The following is a 15,563-nucleotide window of genomic DNA, read 5'->3' on the forward strand; positions in this document are numbered from 1 at the left end:
AAACGGACGCATCGGCTACGCCAGTATTTTGTCGTTTTAGCACTTTTGGTTGAAAAAACAGCAAAAAACTGTGCTGATGCTATCTTTATTGTCAGAAAGTACCGCGCGGACTTGCACTTGTCTACGCAGGCAAATAGAGTTAACAGAGTAAATGTTTGCCGCCGTGGCAATGAATTAGAACAACTGAGATGGCAATGATGCAGGATTTGCGTCTGATATTAATCGTTGTTGGTGCGATCGCTATCATAGCGTTGCTCTTGCACGGCCTGTGGACCAGCCGTAAAGAACGCTCATCGGTTTTCCGCGATCGCCCGGTTAAACGACTGAAACAAGACCGACAGGATCAGGACGAGCCTCCGCTGGAAGAGCGTGATGAAGGTGTGGGCGAAGTCAGGGTAACCAAGGTCCGTGCCGACGACGAGCCCGCGTTTGGGCGCTATGACACGCAGGAACCCGAGATTCGCGTCCCGGGAGGACATGCGCGTGGACCGCGTTCGCAGCAGGAACCGGGTTTCGGCAATAAGTCCGCAACCCATGCGCGCAATAACTTCGATCCCCTGCTCGATGATGTCGACGCCGACAGCGAGGCGGAAGAAGCGGAAGACGAGCTCGCGCCGCCCGCTCCGGCGCCGCGGATGAAGACCTCATTTTTCAAAAAACGCCAGCAGGCCGTGTTGCCGGACGAGCCGCCTCCGGCTCCCGCGCCGTCCCGTCCCCGTGAGGAAACGCGCGGCGACGCGCCAAGGGACGCCGACCCTCAGCCGGCCCAGCCGGCCAAGCGCCGGGAGACCGTGCTGGTCCTGCACGTCGCGGCCCACAACGGCACCGTCATCGGTGGCGAGGAACTGCTGCAAAGCGTGCTGCAGGCCGGCTTCCAGTTTGGCGAAATGAATATCTTCCATCGTCACCTGAATCCCGCGGGCAGCGGCCCGGTGCTGTTCAGCCTGGCGAACATGGTCAAACCCGGATCCTTTGATCCCGAGGAAATGGCGGCCTTCACCACCCCGGGCGTCTCTATGTTCATGATGGTACCCTCCTATGGCGACGCGCATCAGAATTTCAAACTGATGCTGCAATCGGCGCAGCGTATCGCGGACGATTGCGGCGGCGTGGTGCTGGATGATGAACGCCGGATGTTAACGCCCCAGAAGCTGGATATCTACAAGGCGCGCATTCGCGACGTGCTTGATGTTAACGCCAGCGCCTGACGCCAACGGCTGTTGCGCCTGATTTTCACGCCCCCCGCTTGCGGGGGGTTTTTCGCTGATGGTGAGCAATGGAACCAATCAATCAACAAATAGACGCCCTGCGCGCCCTGCTGCGCCGTTATGAATATTTTTATCATGTGATGGATGAGCCGCAGGTGCCGGATGCCGAATACGATCGGCTGATGGCGCAGCTGCGCGAGCTGGAAGCGCAGCATCCTGAACTGCTTACCGCGGATTCCCCCACCCAGCGCGTCGGCGGCGCGCCGCTGACCGTCTTTCACCAGATTCGCCATGAAGTGCCGATGCTGTCGCTGGATAACGTGTTTGACGAAGACGGTTTTCTGGCGTTTGACAAGCGGGTGCGCGATCGCCTGAGAAGCGACGACGACCTGGTATTCTGCTGCGAGCTGAAGCTCGACGGCCTGGCGGTCAGCCTGCTGTATGAAGACGGCCGGCTGGTACGCGCCGCCACCCGCGGCGACGGCACCACCGGCGAAGACATCACCGCCAACGTGCGCACCATCCGCACCATCCCCCTGCGGCTCCAGGACGGCGACGGACCCCTTCCCCAACGGCTGGAAATCCGCGGCGAAGTGTTTATGTCCGAGGCCGGTTTCCAGCGGCTGAACGACGACGCCAAACGCGAGGGCGGTAAAGTGTTCGCCAATCCGCGCAACGCCGCCGCCGGCTCGCTGCGTCAGTTGGATCCGGCCATCACCGCCAAACGGCCGCTGACCTTTTTCGCTTACGGCGTCGGCCTGCTGGAAGGCGGCGAACTGCCCGCCAGCCATTGGCAACGCTTGCAACTGTTTAAATCCTGGGGCGTGCCGGTCAGCAACCGCATTAGGTTGTGTACCGGCGCCGAACAGGTGCTGGAATTCTATCGCCATGTCCAGGAACAGCGCGCCAGCCTGGGCTTTGATATCGACGGCGTGGTGATCAAGGTCGATTCCCTGGCGCTGCAGCAGCGGCTGGGTTTTGTCGCCCGCGCGCCGCGCTGGGCCATCGCCTATAAATTTCCGGCGCAGGAGCAGATGACGCGGGTGCGGGACGTCGAGTTCCAGGTGGGCCGTACCGGGGCGGTAACGCCGGTGGCCCGTCTGGAGCCGGTGCTGGTGTCGGGCGCCATGGTCAGCAACGCCACCTTGCACAATGCCGATGAAATCGAGCGACTGGGGTTGAAAATCGGCGATACGGTGATTATCCGCCGCGCCGGCGACGTGATCCCCCAGGTGGTGGGCGTGGTGCTGGAGCGACGCCCCGGCGATGCCCGGCCGATCGCCTTTCCCACCCATTGCCCGGTGTGCGGCTCCGACGTCGAGCGGGTGGAAGGCGAAGCCGTGGTGCGCTGTACCGCCGGCCTGGTCTGCGGCGCCCAGCGCAAAGAGGCGCTGAAGCATTTTGTGTCGCGCCGGGCGCTGGATGTGGACGGCATGGGCGATAAAATCATCGATCAGCTGGTCGAGCGCGAGCTGGTCAAGACGCCCGCCGATCTGTTCCGCCTGAATAAGGACATCCTGGCCCGTCTTGATCGCATGGGGCCGAAGTCGGCGCAAAATCTGCTGACGGCCCTGGAGACCGCCAAACAAACCACGTTTGCCCGTTTTCTGTATGCCCTGGGCATTCGCGAAGTGGGGGAGGCCACCGCCGCCAACCTGGCGGCGGAATTCAAAACCCTGGATGCGCTGTACGCCGCCGATATTGACGCGCTGGTGAGCGTGCAGGATATTGGTAAAGTGGTGGCCGCCCATGTGCGCAACTTTTTTGACGAGCAGCACAACCTGGATGTTATCGCCGAGCTGGTCAGCCCCGCCATCGGCATCCACTGGCCGGAGCCGGTGGCTGTGCCCGCCGAAGACAATAACCCGTTCGCCGGCAAGACCATCGTGCTGACCGGCTCGTTAACCGGGCTTTCCCGCGACGAGGCCAAGGACCGCCTGGTGGCCCTTGGCGCCAAGGTCAGCGGCAGCGTGTCGGCCAAGACCAATCTGGTGATTGCGGGCGAGGCGGCCGGTTCCAAGCTGACCAAGGCGCAGCAGCTCAATATTCCGGTAATAGATGAGGCGGAAATGATGCGCCTGCTGGGCGAGTGACACCGATCCCGGCCCAAGAGGAGTCAATCATGGAGAAAGAAGATCTGGTGGCCATCGCCAATACCGAAATGCCGTTCGGCAAATATCAGGGGCGGGCGCTTATCGATCTGCCCGAGCCTTATCTGCTGTGGTTTGCCCGTAAAGGTGAATTCCCCCAGGGCCGGCTGGGGGAACTGATGTCGATTACGCTCGCCATTAAAATCGAGGGGCTTGAGGGGCTTATCAAGCCGCTTAAGCAAAAAAAATGAACTAATATCGTCGAGAATACAAAATATGCCTTAAGTTAGAGTAATTATTTGGGGACTATATTTATAACATTTGTGTATTGTTGACACCTGAGCTGCGCCAAGGCTATTTTTAAGGTGTATTTTCGCACTAAAGCTCAGCATAGCTGATTCTGATACATTTCAATCAAAGTATTTTTAGTGAAATTTACTGATTCCAAAGGCGATTGAGGCGCCGCGGCAATAAACGGTCTGGTTCCGGTCTTTTTATATCATCCAGCAGTTCTCATTTACGCCGACCTCGCGCCGACATACTCCACCGGTTATGAAAACGGGAAGCCCATTTTCCGAAGGGAGGCACGGTCAAGCAAAAGTGTCGTGGTATGAGGATCACCTATTTAGGTGAATGAACCAGGTAGAATACCCGGCTCATGTTGAAAACAGCGGCAGTGTCAAATTTTGGGGTTCAGTACATCTTAGGCACTTCTTACCGTCGAGCGGCTTCAAAATTCCTCATTATTGCTAATGGATGTAGGGTTACGTAAAACTACGCATTAAGCTTTATAATCAATGCGTTGAATAATGCTTTACAATTAAGAAATTTTTAACCCGCTGCTTTTTTATCAAACCCTTTATTTTTCAATTTATCTTCTAGATAATTTATGAAGGCGGAGCCAACAACTTGACGCCCCAGGTTTAATTTCATTTTGCGTACTAACTTGAATTTAGAAATATCTTCTGGTGTCATCAATAGGTCAACAGGCGTTATACTATTTTGACTCATGTGAATAGTTCCAGCTTCCCCGTTTAAAATAAATTTACCACTTTTGTTCCAGGCGGCAATTTTATTCTTCAGAGCTGATATAAAATTTATTTCTTTACATATTATATTAGCCCAAGGATCGAGTATGTAATATTCATTGTTTATTTTAACACCACATGCTACGTGATTAGAATATTTATTTTTTTCAAAACTAATAAACTCTGGACATAAATGATAACTTTCACAAAAGGCATAAGTTATTCTTGCCATTTCGCCGCAATTCCCAACTTGATGGTCGACTGAAAATTTGATATATTCTTCAAGAAATCCAGTATTAGGATATTCACGGCATAATCCTAAGAGTCTTATCGTTTCGATGTGTTCATCCCAGCGAACTTTTATATCATCGTTGGTCTTTATCTTATTACTCGACTTGAAACGGCTACCCTTGAAAAAATACCGAGTTTTTTTTAATATGCCGTTAAGGAGTTTTAATTTATCATCAGACGTCACTACATTTGCTAAAGCTGCTGTCTTATCAACTTCAATTTTCTCTAAGACAACGACCAATTTCTCCGCGAATCCAGTTCTTATAATCCCAGCCGCAATAATCTTAATTAAGTCATGTGAGTAATCGTAAAACCCATAAACCTTACCTTCAGCATTAACTGAGAGATTCACAACTGCACCATTTTTGAATGCAAAACGAATCTTATCATACTTAACATCGAAAAAGGCGCGGCAGTGGTTAAATTCAACACATTCACCTTCCGTAGTTAATGTCTCAGCATAGCGAGAATTAATTACATCGATTAAAGACTCAGATAAATTGTCAAGGCTAATGAATTTCTTGTTCATTATAAATGATATGTAATCATTAGTTCTATTATTTTTAGGAGACACTACATGGTTTGATTGATTATATTTAAAGGGAGTTGTAAGAGTGTTTAATAATACTTTATTCGTAAATAATTCGCAAAATTTTAGATTTCCCACTGCTTTTTCGTCAAAAATCAGCTTTGTATTAACAGCAAAATTTCCCGCTTTTTTTAAACCTTGTAGGGGATTTGGCAAGAAGGAAGCGTCATCGTAAAACCTACGACATCCATATGAGGGCTTAGTGTTTATTGAGCTCGGTGAGTTGAATGTTAACGTAGTTTGCATGGGTTCTCCTGTGATCGTCTTAAAATTTTTTACACAACTTAATATTATTTACCTTAGGCCAGATAAATTAGAGGGTGCTCCAATTTTTCAGCACCATAAGTTAATATTAGCCAATGCAACAAGCATTAACTAGTAATAAATTATTTTCCCGCGTTGATTGAATAATAATTGCACACATCTTCTCCTTATCACATCTGTTGAACATTATGTGTTGGATTATGACGAAATACATTTTAATGATCCTTTAATGCCCTTCTGCCTACTACCTCACCTTTCTCTTTCACCCTATAAACAGGTTCATATTAATGATGCATGTTTCAAATTTCTTTAAGGTACGATTAGTGCAATCATTCAATTAGGCGTGTTCTCCAGAAATTAATAGCAAGCTTATGTGATATTGAGTGTTTGTCACATTAATTTTCACCAATGAACATATCCACCGATGACTTGTCCGAGAATGATGGAGGTGATATTAGAAAATATTTAATTCAAAATATACATAGCCATAATATTTATCCTGTCGTCGCTGACGCGTTGGATTAATTGGTTCACGCTTTATGGCCCGGAAGGTCTAAAACCATAGCCCCGGGACATGGGCGACGCTGGCCGTTTGAGTATATCTGCGCACTATTGAGTTAGCTTGTTAAACACTCGCCGGGAGATTTTGGCTATCAGCGCTCACGCTGGAGCACAAAGTTATTGGCAATCAAAATCAATGAGATAACAGGTTGTCGTTTACATGCTTCAACGGTGAGACGTTGGCTTCCCGCTGCCGGGCTGGTGTGGCGAAGGGCAGCGCCAACGCTGAGCATTCGTGACCCACATAAAGAAGATAAAGTGGCCGCTGTTGCTGAAGAGCTTGCCCCGTGCAGTCATGAAAATCCAGTGTTTTACGAGGACGAGGTGGGGATCCATCTTAACCCAAAAATCGGTGCCGACTGGCAGCTACGCGGTCAGCAAAAACGCATTGTCACGCCCGGACAGAACGAAAAATATTATCTGGCCGGTGCATTGCACAGCGGGACGGGCAAAGTCAGTTACGCCGGCGGGAGCAATAAATGAAAACAGTAAGCCCATTTCCCGCAGGGAAGCACGGCCAAGCAAAAATGTAGCGGTATTAGGATCATCTATTTAGTGCTCTAACAATTTATCGATAGTCCCATTTAGTTGTACGGCTTTCATATCTTTATAAGTAGATTTAACGCCCTTAGCGTTCACCCCGGATATAGGCCGTTCCCAGGGCGTCGGGCAAGCTGGCGCGCCGGCCGAATGCGACCAGCACCACCATCACCGCCATAAACGGCAGCATCTGGATCACATCGGTGGGCATATCCACCCCCAGCACTTGCAGGGCGGTGGTCAACGACAGGCAGGCGCCGAACAGCAATGCTCCCCCCAGTACCCACAGCGGCCTGCCGCGCGCCAGCATCGCCAGTACGATGCCGATAAATCCGTTGCCCTGGGTCATGAAGGGCACAAAAATACCGGCGCCGACCTGCGACATAAAGGCGCCGCCAAGCCCCGCCAGAGCGCCCGTCACCAGTACCGCCAGCGTGCGTGTCCACAAAACGCTTACCCCGGCGGCGTCGAGGGCGGCGGGCTTGTCGCCGGCGGCCTGCAGATACAGGCCGAGGTTGGTATGGCGATAGACCACGGCAAACAGCGCCACGCAGCCCACCGCCAGATAGACAATCAGCGGCTGGTTGAACAGGATGCGCCCGATAAAGGGTATGCCGGACAGCAGCGGCAGCGCCACGCTGTCGATACCGCCCAGGCGGGGGTAGGTGCGGCTGAATTGCAGGTAGTGCAACAGCGCGGTGGCGCCTTGGGCGCCGAGCGTCAGCGCGATACCGATGACGATCTGATTAAGGCGCAGCCACACGCACAGCACGGCCATCAGCAGGGCGATGAGTATGCCGCCGGCAGCGCCGCCCACTAGCCCCATGCCCATGGACTGGGTCTGCCAGGCGGTATAAAAACCCAGGTAGGCGCCGGTGAGCATCATGCCCTCCAGTCCGATATTCAAGACCCCGGCCTTTTCCGATAACTGTTCGCCCAGGCCGGTCAACAACAAAGGTACTCCGGCGATAATCGCCCCCAGCAGCAGGGACGAGAGAAAACCTTGCGTCAGTAAATCCATATGATTTGCCTCATTGCCCGCCGGCACGGCCGCGTCGCCGCTGCGCGACCATTTCCGTCAGGCCGAACACGATAAGCAGCACGGCTACCGTGACCAGGGTAAAATGGTTGGGAACGCCCATCCGCCGGGCCGCGCTTTCGCTGCCGATGGACAGCACCGAAAAAATAAAGACAAAGGCGATGGTGGCGAACCCGTTGAAGCGGGCCAGAAACACCAGCGGCACCACCAGCAGGCTATAGGCCGGGTTCCAGTCGGCGCGCACGTTGCCTTCGATGCCGATAACCTCCACCGCGCCGGCCAGGCCCGCCAGCGCGGCGGACAGGGCGAGTACCGCGATGGTCAGCGCCCCGACCGGCAGGCCGGCATGGAGCGCCGCGCGCGGATTGGCGCCGACGGTGCGCAACCGCAGCCCGAAGGCGGTGCGGTTCATGAGCCAATGCACCGCGATCACGGCAAACAGGCCAATCAGCAACCCGCTTGAGGTATGGGTGCCGAACAGCGGCGGCAGCCGCTGCGCATAAGGAAGGGTACGGGTTTCCGGCACGGTGGTGGCGGGATCGGCGAACACCAGCTTGACCAGCACATTGGCCAGCGAAATGCCTAAAAAGGACATCATCATCGTGGTAATGATTTCGTTAATATGCTGCCAGGCCTTTAAGATGGCCGGCAGAATCGCCCATGCGCCGCCCATCAACGTACCGGCCACCATTGCCGCCAGTAGCGTCAGCCACGACGGCGCCCCGAGCTGATTCAGCGGGGCCGCCACCGCCGAGGCGATAACCGCGCCCAGTAAAAACTGGCCGTCGCCGCCCAGGTTCCACAGACCGGCGCGAAACGCCACCATCAAACTGGCGGCAATAAGCAACAGCGGCCCCATGCGGGTCAGCGTCGCCTGCAGGCCCGAGGGCGTCATCAGCCCCTTTTGCAGAATAAAACCGTAATAATCCAGGGGATTGACCCCCATGATCCGCAACAGGGCGCCGGTGATCACCAGGGCGATAACCACCGGCCCCACGGACAGCCCGGCGCGTGCCAGGGCGGATTTAAGCCGGGCCGGCGACAGCCGTCGCCCCCAGGCAGGACCGGAGCGACCGCTCATGTCATGGCTCCGCTCATCAGCTCGCCGATGCGGCCCCGGGCCGCCGGATTATTCTCCACCATGCCGATTATTCCGCCCTGCGCCATCACTGCGATCCGGTCCGCCAGTTCCAGCAGTTCCTCCAAATCCGTTGATATCAGCAATACCGCCATGCCCGCACCGGCCGCGCGGCGTATCCTCCCGCGGATCGATTGCGTGTTTTGCAGGTCGAGCCCATGGGTCGGCTTGGCGAAGATGACCACCCGGGCCTGGCCGCTAAGTTCGCGCGCCAGCAGCGTCTTTTGGATATTGCCGCCGGACAGCTTGCCAACCGGCGTATCGACCGCCGGGGTACGGATATCGTATTCCAGGATTTGCCTGAGCGCGTGCCGTGCAATAGCCGCCGGCTGCACGATGCCCCGCCGCCAGAAGGGCGTGTCGCCTATCTGCTTGAGCAGCAGGTTAATCGAGACCGGAAAGGTGGCGACGGTACCTTCGCCCAGCCTGTCGTCGGTGACGTAGCGCAGACCGCGCCGGCGCCGCTGGCCGATGTTTTCATGGTCTATCCGCTCGCCGTCCAGGCAGATTTGCCCGCTGGCCACCGGGCGCTGGCCAGCCAGCGCCTCGGCCAGCTGTTTTTGCCCGTTGCCGTCGATGCCGGCGATGCCGACGATTTCGCCGGCGCGAACCATCAGATCGATGCCGGCGACCGGCACCAGCGGATCCTCTACCGCCAACCCCTGCGCCTCAAGCACCGGCTTACCGGCTGTTTTCGGCGCCGGCGCCGCGGCTGCCGCGGGCGTCGCGGCGGCCTGGCCGGGAATGCCGAACATCATTTCGACCACTTCCTGGGTCGTCTGCGGGGCGGTAAGGGATTTGAGCCGTTCAGGCCCTATCTCGCCGGCTTTACGGCCGCGGCGCAGCACCGAGATGCGATCGCCCCAGGCCAGCGCCTCGTTAAGCTTATGGGTGATGAAGACCACCGCCAGGCCCTGCGCCACCAGCCGGCGCATCAACCGCCCCAGTTCGTGCGCGTTGTCGGGCGTCAGCATGGCGGTGGCTTCGTCAAGGATCAGCACACGGCTGCCGCGCAACAGGGTACGAACGATTTCCGCCTGCTGCAGCTCACCGAGTGAGAGCGATCCCGCCAGGGCGAACGGGTTGACCCTGACGCCGATATCCCGGGCGATGGCATTAACCCGATCCGCATAATGGCGGCGCGCGGGACGCCGCCACCAGGGATCGCCGAGGGCGATATTATCCACCACGCTTAATGCCGGCACCATCATGGCATGCTGGAACACGGTGCCTATGCCCAGCGCGCGGGCGCGACGGGGGGAGGACAGCGATTCGACCCGGCCCCCCACCGCGATATGCCCCTCGTCAGGTTGCTGCAGCCCGGAAAGCATGGCGACCAGGGTGGATTTCCCGGCGCCGTTTTCCCCCAGCAGCACATGAACCTCGCCGGGCCACAGCGCCAGGTCAACCTGGTCATTGGCGATAATGCCGGGATACCGCTTGGTGACCTGGCAGACGGTCACGACCGGGCAGGCCGATGAAGGCAGATTCTGGCTCATCATGATCTCGATAACGTTAAGCGGAGCGCGACGGGCGCGCCCCGGCCGGGGCGTTTGCCGCCGGACTATTTACCGCCGGCGGCCAGCAGGTCGTGCAGCGATTTAGCGTCGTAATCCGCCGGCACGGTGATTTTACCGCTGATGATGTCGTCGCGCACCGCGTTGACGCTCTGCCAGATATCGTCCGGGATATGGGCGGTTTTCAGCAGACTGATCGAGCCGTCCGCCAGCGAAGTCTTGTAGTTGTGGGAGCCGAATTTATCCTGCTTGAGATCCTCGATCATGGCGGTGTAGACCGGCGTCAGGTTCCACAGGACGGAACTGAGCAGGTTGCCTTTATCAATGGGGGATTTGTCGCCGATGACGTCGATAAAATAGACTTTGCCGCCGTCCGGCGCCGGGGTGGTTTCCACCGCCTGCAGCATGCCGAAGCTCGAGCCGTTGCCCTGGCCGAAGATAATATCCACGCCGGCGGCGATAACGGAGGCCGCCACGCGTTTACCGCCCGCGGCATCGCTGTACGCCGCCGGGCCGATCACCGCGTAACGGATTTTAATATCGCTCCTGGCCGCCCTGGCGCCGCGGATAAAAGCCGAGGACTGCGCGTTCCAGGCCGGCGGCTCGCCGGAAACCACGATGCCGATGGTGCCGCTGCGCGTCATTTTCGCCGCCAGCGCGCCGGCCAGGTAGGCCCCCTCCTGGCCGCTTACCGTATAATCGGCCACTTTGCCGGCTTTTAACGACGACGGGCTGTCGGTGATGGCCACCGGCACATTGGCCTGCGCGCCGATTTCCGGCCCTGACTGGTTATAACCGCTGGCGTGGGCGATGATAAGCTGCGCCCCATCTTCCGTCAGGTCGCGCAGCGTGGGGCGGATATCGCCGTAGCCGAGGTTCTCCGCCACCATGACCTTGACGCCTTCTTTGGCACCGGCCGCCCTGGCGGCGCTGATGCCCTGTTGGTTCCAGCCGAAATCAGTGCCGGGTTCGGGGGTGACTATGGCGATAGTTTTAATATCAGCGGCATAGGCCGCTGAACAGAGCACCGACAGCACCGACATCGCAGCCGCGTATTTTAACCAACCTTTACCCATCATCTTCTGTCCTCGATACATTTTATTGTTGACAATACGGCTAATAAAATCTTTTCTGATGCATTCCTAACGGATAGGACCTGTTTACTGGAGCATTTTATGACACTAAAGGGGCTAGTATTGCCCTGTTTGTTTTTTTTCACCACCGCAATCTGCGCCGGGGAATCAACAAATTATCAACGCGGTACGCGGGGATTAACCCCTTTTCTGGTGGTGGTGAATAACACCGGCCATCGTCCCCTGGATTGCGAAGCGACCACCGCCCACTGGTATTCGGTCCCGTTGGGCGCCGTTGCCCCCGGCGCGACGCTATCCACCGGGCTGTGGAAGAATATCGCCAGCGGCGAGGTGATTATCCTCAATGACCATCAGGATCGGTTGCCCGTTCAACGCTTGTGGTGCGGCGAGCAGGGGCGATCCTGGCAAACCCGCTACGAGGTGGCCTTGTCGACGCACCGGGGCGAAAGCCCGCGCTCCCTTACGCTCGACTGCGCCGGCGGCGCGGACCCCATCCAGTGCCGCGTCGCGCCGAGCGGTCTGTAGCCCAGAGGGTTTCTTAAACCCTTCTTATCCCGGCAAGACATAACGTTTGAATCTTGCTTTAGCCCGTGCTTAGCTTAACCGGCCGGGTACGGTGGATAGCGGCAGGCCATAAAGACCGGGCCGGGATAGGTAAAAATAGCGCCCGGCGCGCGTAAAGCCGGGGCGTTGCGTTTTTGACCCAAGGGAAGGGGAATCACTATGACATCCGTGTTGGCAAAGGGTAAGCCGCACCGGCTTAAGACCGGCGCCGAGTTCAAGGCATCCCTGGAGGATGGACGGCGGCTGTGGGTTAACGGCAACAGGCTTGGCAGCGTGATGGACGACCCCGCGCTGGCGGCGGGGGTCAATGTGCTGGCGTCGATGTTCGACGACCAGTTCAGCGCGGAGCATGCCGACGCCACCACCTGCGTCGATCCCGCCAGCGGGACGGTGGTCAGCCGCGCCTGGCAAATTCCCCGGACCTGCGATGATCTGCGCGAGCGGCGCAAAATGATTGAATACACCTCGCTCAAGACCGGCGGCACCTTCGGTCGCCCGCCCGATCTGGCGCCCGCCATCGTCGTGGGACTCTATGCCCTGCTGCCTGTCTTTAAAGCCAAGCGGTCCGCCCTGGACGGCTGCCGTCCCGATTTTGCCGAAAATATCGAACGCTACCTGGCCTATGGCCGCGATAATAACCTGACCGCCGCGGAAAGCCTGGCGGGCCCGCAGGCTGACCGATCGTCGCCCAAGGCGGGTTGGGGGTCGCTGCTGCGGGTAAAAAGTATCGAGCGGGGCGGGATTCGCGTCTCCGGGGCCAAAACCGTCGGCTCCGTTGCCGCCCAGGCCAACGAGATTTTTTTCACCAACCTGGGGAGTCGCCAGGAAACGCCGCCGGAAGCCTGCATCTGGGGGGCGATCCCGGTTAACGCCGAGGGCATCAAATTGATTTCGCGGGAAATGGTCTCCCATCCCGGCGCCGATCCGTTTGACCACCCCATCGCCGGGCTGGGAGAAGAAGCCGACCAGTTTATTATTTTCGATAACGTTTTTGTGCCCGCCGAACGTATCTTTAATCTTGGCGATCCCGACGCGATGCGGTATTACGGCCCGGTATGCGTTTTCGCCCACTGGCATGTGCTGACAAGGCTGGCGGTAAAGGCTGAGCTGTTTGTCGGCGCCGGGCAGCTGGTGCTGGATGTGCTGGGCACCGGCCGCATTCCCGCCGTGCAGGCCATGCTGGGGGAGCTGATTGAATATGCCCAAACCCTGCGCGCCTTTATCTATGCCGCCGAAGCGCAGGCGCGTCTTACCGAGGGCGGCGTAATGGCGCCCGATGCCGGCATGCTGACCGCCGGCCGCCTGTATTCCATCCGGCACTATCCGCACATTGTCCATATCCTGCAGGAGATGTGCGGGCAGGGGCTGGTGATGCGTTTTGGCAAGGCGGCCTTCGACAATCCCGATATCGGTCACGCGCTGCGGGAGTTATTGGCCGGCCACGGCGCCAGCGCCATGGAAAAAGAACGCTTGATGAATTTTATCTGGGATATGACCACCGGGGCGCTGGCCGGACGGGTGGCGCTGTTCGAGAATGTTAATTCCAGCCCGGCGCCGCGGCTGCGCGCCCGGCTATTCGAGGAAGTGAAGCGCGATGCGTTCGTCGGCCAGGTAAAAAAACTGGCCGGGCTGGCCTGATGACCGCACGGCCGCGGTTGCCGGGCCGCGCCAACACATCGCCGCCGGCAACGTCGCCGCGGCGGTTAACGGCCGGCGACGCTCTCCCGGGCATCCAACTGCCGGTCCAGGAAGTTCCCCACTACCCGCATGCAGGCCGCGCGCTCCTCTACGTGCGGCATATGGCTTGATTGCTCGAATATCACCCATTCGGCGCCGGCGATATGATCCTTGAAGGGCTGCACCACCTCCGGCGCCGCCTCGTCGTAGCGGCCCGATATCAGCAGCGCCGGCACCTGTATCCGCGCCAACCGGTCAATAATGTCCCAGTTTTTCATGGTGCCGATAACGTGGAATTCCGTCGGACCGTTCATGGCATGGTACACCGTCGGGTCGGCGTCCATGGCGGCGAAGGTGCGCGTGACTTCTTCCGGCCAGGGCGTAAGCCGGCAGACGTGCCGCTGGTAAAATACCCGGGTGGCCTGGCGATACGCCTCGCTGTCCAGGGTGCCCGCGGTTTCGTGCTCCACCAGACAGCGCTGTACCGGGGCCGGTAACTGGGCGCGCAGCCTGGCCGCCGCCTGTAGCCATAGCGCCATCGACGCCGGCGAATTGGCGATGACGATTGCCTTGAGACCTTCCGGGCGCAGCACGGCGTGCTCCGCCGTCAGCATCCCGCCCCACGACTGGCCGAGCAAGGCATAGTTGCTGCCGATGCCCAGATGCGCCAGCAGGTTATCCAGCTCCGCCAGGAACAGCGATACCCGCCAGAAGTCGGCTCCCTGGTCCGGTAAATGGGTGGAACGGCCATTGCCGAGCTGATCGTAATGGATGACCGCCCGGCCGCTGGCGGCGATATCGCGGAACGCGTCGACATAATCATGGGTGCAGCCCGGGCCGCCGTGGATCACCACCAGGGGCGTCCTGTCATTATGGAGATCGCCGCAGATGCGGTACCAGGTTTGGTATTGCTGAAACGGCGCGTAGCCTTCGGTAATGCTGTACATGACGGTTTACCTGTCGGTTAAGGATAACCTAGGGTAAAACAGCGCGCCCGGCGGCGGATAGCTAGAGAAAATGCTAGGTATTGCGCCGGCTCAGCTGTCGAGCAGGCGGTAATGCATCGCCCGCACCACGGCCTGGACCCGGTTGCTGGCCCCCAGCTTGCGTGCCGCGGAGTTCAAATGCAGCGTCACGGTGGCAATCGAGCGCGACAGCTTGCGGGCGATCTCCTTGGCGGTCAGCCCCTCGGCCGACCAGCTCAGGCACTCCCGTTCGCGTTTGCTCAGGCGCACATACTGGCAGGTCAGCATCTGGCGGTCGAATAGCGGATAAACACGCTCCTGAAAGGTATGGGCCAGCAGGCCCAGCTCCGCCAGAGTCTGGGTCAGATCGCGCTCCCGGCCGCCGCCGCTGACGATGCCGGTCAGGGTGGCGAATCCCCCCTGCGGCAGGTGCAGGGGCACCGTGGCGCCGCAGGGCATATTGTTGTCGCGCATATAGTGCGTTACAGGCTGATGTCGCTCACCGATGATATCGCGCAGCAAAGTCGTATCCGGGCGCTGATAAGACCAAACGAAAGGCGCGCAGCTTTTCAGGGCGTACAACTGCACCGGATCCACCTGGTAGTAGCCGCTTTCGGTCCATAGCTGCCGCATATCCTCCGGCACATTGCTCATGCGCAGCACCGACGGCGTAATGAGTTCGCCTTCCAGCGAGCGCGGCACCGGCGTGTAATCATAAATCAGCGCCTCCATGCCCAGCCGGGCGCTTTGCCGGTACAGGGATAAAAAGGCGTCGTCAAGACTGCAGCCGGCCTGCGGCGTCGGCAATACATCGGTTACCACAATGCTCATCGGCCCCCCTTATCTCATCCAGTCTCCATGGCGCCAGGGCATGGATCCTGCAAAGCCATTCCCGTATCGCTTCCGGCGCTCGCGACGCTTGTTGTCGGCCACCGGATGGCATGCAATTTGGATGCCACGCCGCCCGGGGACCGGAGGCGAAACCTAGCATTTTTACT

At 57.9% G+C, this 15,563-nt stretch carries 12 protein-coding genes and 1 pseudogene; 6 read left to right on the forward strand and 7 right to left on the reverse strand.

What is annotated here, in order from left to right:
- Window positions 1-194: 194 nt before the first annotated feature.
- From zipA to ACL2XM_RS02055, 3 genes are all read left to right on the forward strand, one after another.
- Window positions 195-1,208: a cell division protein ZipA gene (zipA, locus tag ACL2XM_RS02045; RefSeq protein WP_413723381.1), complete on the forward strand. Its 1,014-nt coding sequence runs from the start codon at window positions 195-197 to the stop codon at window positions 1,206-1,208.
- A 68-nt stretch (window positions 1,209-1,276) separates the two neighbouring features.
- Entirely contained in the window at window positions 1,277-3,301 is a 2,025-nt protein-coding gene (gene ligA / locus ACL2XM_RS02050; RefSeq protein WP_413732210.1) for an NAD-dependent DNA ligase LigA, read from the forward strand.
- 29 nt (window positions 3,302-3,330) lie between these two features.
- Window positions 3,331-3,549 carry a DUF3820 family protein gene (locus ACL2XM_RS02055; protein WP_331120350.1) on the forward strand — a complete coding sequence of 73 codons (219 nt, stop codon included), beginning with the start codon at window positions 3,331-3,333 and terminating at the stop codon, window positions 3,547-3,549.
- Between the two features lie 580 nt (window positions 3,550-4,129).
- Here ACL2XM_RS02055 and ACL2XM_RS02060 read toward each other — a convergent pair.
- The gene (locus ACL2XM_RS02060) at window positions 4,130-5,452 is read right to left on the reverse strand and encodes a transglutaminase-like domain-containing protein (protein ID WP_413723379.1); all 1,323 of its coding nucleotides are present in this window, start codon (window positions 5,450-5,452) and stop codon (window positions 4,130-4,132) included.
- A 520-nt stretch (window positions 5,453-5,972) separates the two neighbouring features.
- On the opposite strand from ACL2XM_RS02060, the pseudogene ACL2XM_RS02065 reads away from it, so the two are divergent.
- Window positions 5,973-6,511 (forward strand): annotated as a pseudogene (locus tag ACL2XM_RS02065) (IS630 family transposase); the annotation flags it as partial.
- Window positions 6,512-6,659: 148 nt separating this feature from the next.
- Here the strand turns inward: ACL2XM_RS02065 and ACL2XM_RS02070 are convergent.
- The 4 genes from ACL2XM_RS02070 to ACL2XM_RS02085 all read right to left on the reverse strand — a co-directional run bounded on the left by ACL2XM_RS02070 (window position 6,660) and on the right by ACL2XM_RS02085 (window position 11,344).
- Window positions 6,660-7,592 carry a putative B6 ABC transporter permease subunit 1 gene (locus ACL2XM_RS02070; RefSeq protein WP_413732212.1) on the reverse strand — a complete coding sequence of 311 codons (933 nt, stop codon included), beginning with the start codon at window positions 7,590-7,592 and terminating at the stop codon, window positions 6,660-6,662.
- A 10-nt stretch (window positions 7,593-7,602) separates the two neighbouring features.
- Window positions 7,603-8,691, reverse strand: a complete 1,089-nt coding sequence (locus ACL2XM_RS02075) for a putative B6 ABC transporter permease subunit 2 (RefSeq protein WP_413723377.1) — start codon at window positions 8,689-8,691, stop codon at window positions 7,603-7,605.
- Window positions 8,688-10,250, reverse strand: a complete 1,563-nt coding sequence (locus ACL2XM_RS02080) for a putative B6 ABC transporter ATP-binding protein (protein ID WP_413732214.1) — start codon at window positions 10,248-10,250, stop codon at window positions 8,688-8,690. Before ACL2XM_RS02080 ends, ACL2XM_RS02075 begins: the two co-directional genes overlap by 4 nt.
- A gap of 62 nt (window positions 10,251-10,312) precedes the next feature.
- Complete coding sequence (locus ACL2XM_RS02085) at window positions 10,313-11,344, reverse strand: putative B6 ABC transporter substrate-binding protein (protein WP_413732215.1); 1,032 nt, start codon at window positions 11,342-11,344, stop codon at window positions 10,313-10,315.
- A gap of 117 nt (window positions 11,345-11,461) precedes the next feature.
- On the opposite strand from ACL2XM_RS02085, the gene ACL2XM_RS02090 reads away from it, so the two are divergent.
- Both ACL2XM_RS02090 and ACL2XM_RS02095 read left to right on the forward strand, forming a co-directional pair.
- A complete protein-coding gene (locus ACL2XM_RS02090; RefSeq protein WP_413732217.1) occupies window positions 11,462-11,884 on the forward strand; it encodes a hypothetical protein in 423 nt (140 codons plus the stop codon).
- Between the two features lie 198 nt (window positions 11,885-12,082).
- Complete coding sequence (locus ACL2XM_RS02095; protein ID WP_413732219.1) at window positions 12,083-13,561, forward strand: 4-hydroxyphenylacetate 3-hydroxylase N-terminal domain-containing protein; 1,479 nt, start codon at window positions 12,083-12,085, stop codon at window positions 13,559-13,561.
- 65 nt (window positions 13,562-13,626) lie between these two features.
- Here the strand turns inward: ACL2XM_RS02095 and ACL2XM_RS02100 are convergent, their stop codons facing one another.
- Together ACL2XM_RS02100 and ACL2XM_RS02105 are read right to left on the reverse strand one after the other, a co-directional pair.
- On the reverse strand, window positions 13,627-14,547 hold the full coding sequence (locus ACL2XM_RS02100; RefSeq protein ID WP_413732220.1) for a proline iminopeptidase-family hydrolase: 921 nt from the start codon (window positions 14,545-14,547) through the stop codon (window positions 13,627-13,629).
- Window positions 14,548-14,637: 90 nt separating this feature from the next.
- Window positions 14,638-15,396 carry a LuxR family transcriptional regulator gene (locus ACL2XM_RS02105; RefSeq protein WP_413729703.1) on the reverse strand — a complete coding sequence of 253 codons (759 nt, stop codon included), beginning with the start codon at window positions 15,394-15,396 and terminating at the stop codon, window positions 14,638-14,640.
- Window positions 15,397-15,563: the final 167 nt, after the last annotated feature.

The sequence above is a fragment of the Sodalis sp. RH20 genome, from assembly GCF_047324205.1.
GTDB lineage: Bacteria > Pseudomonadota > Gammaproteobacteria > Enterobacterales > Enterobacteriaceae > Acerihabitans.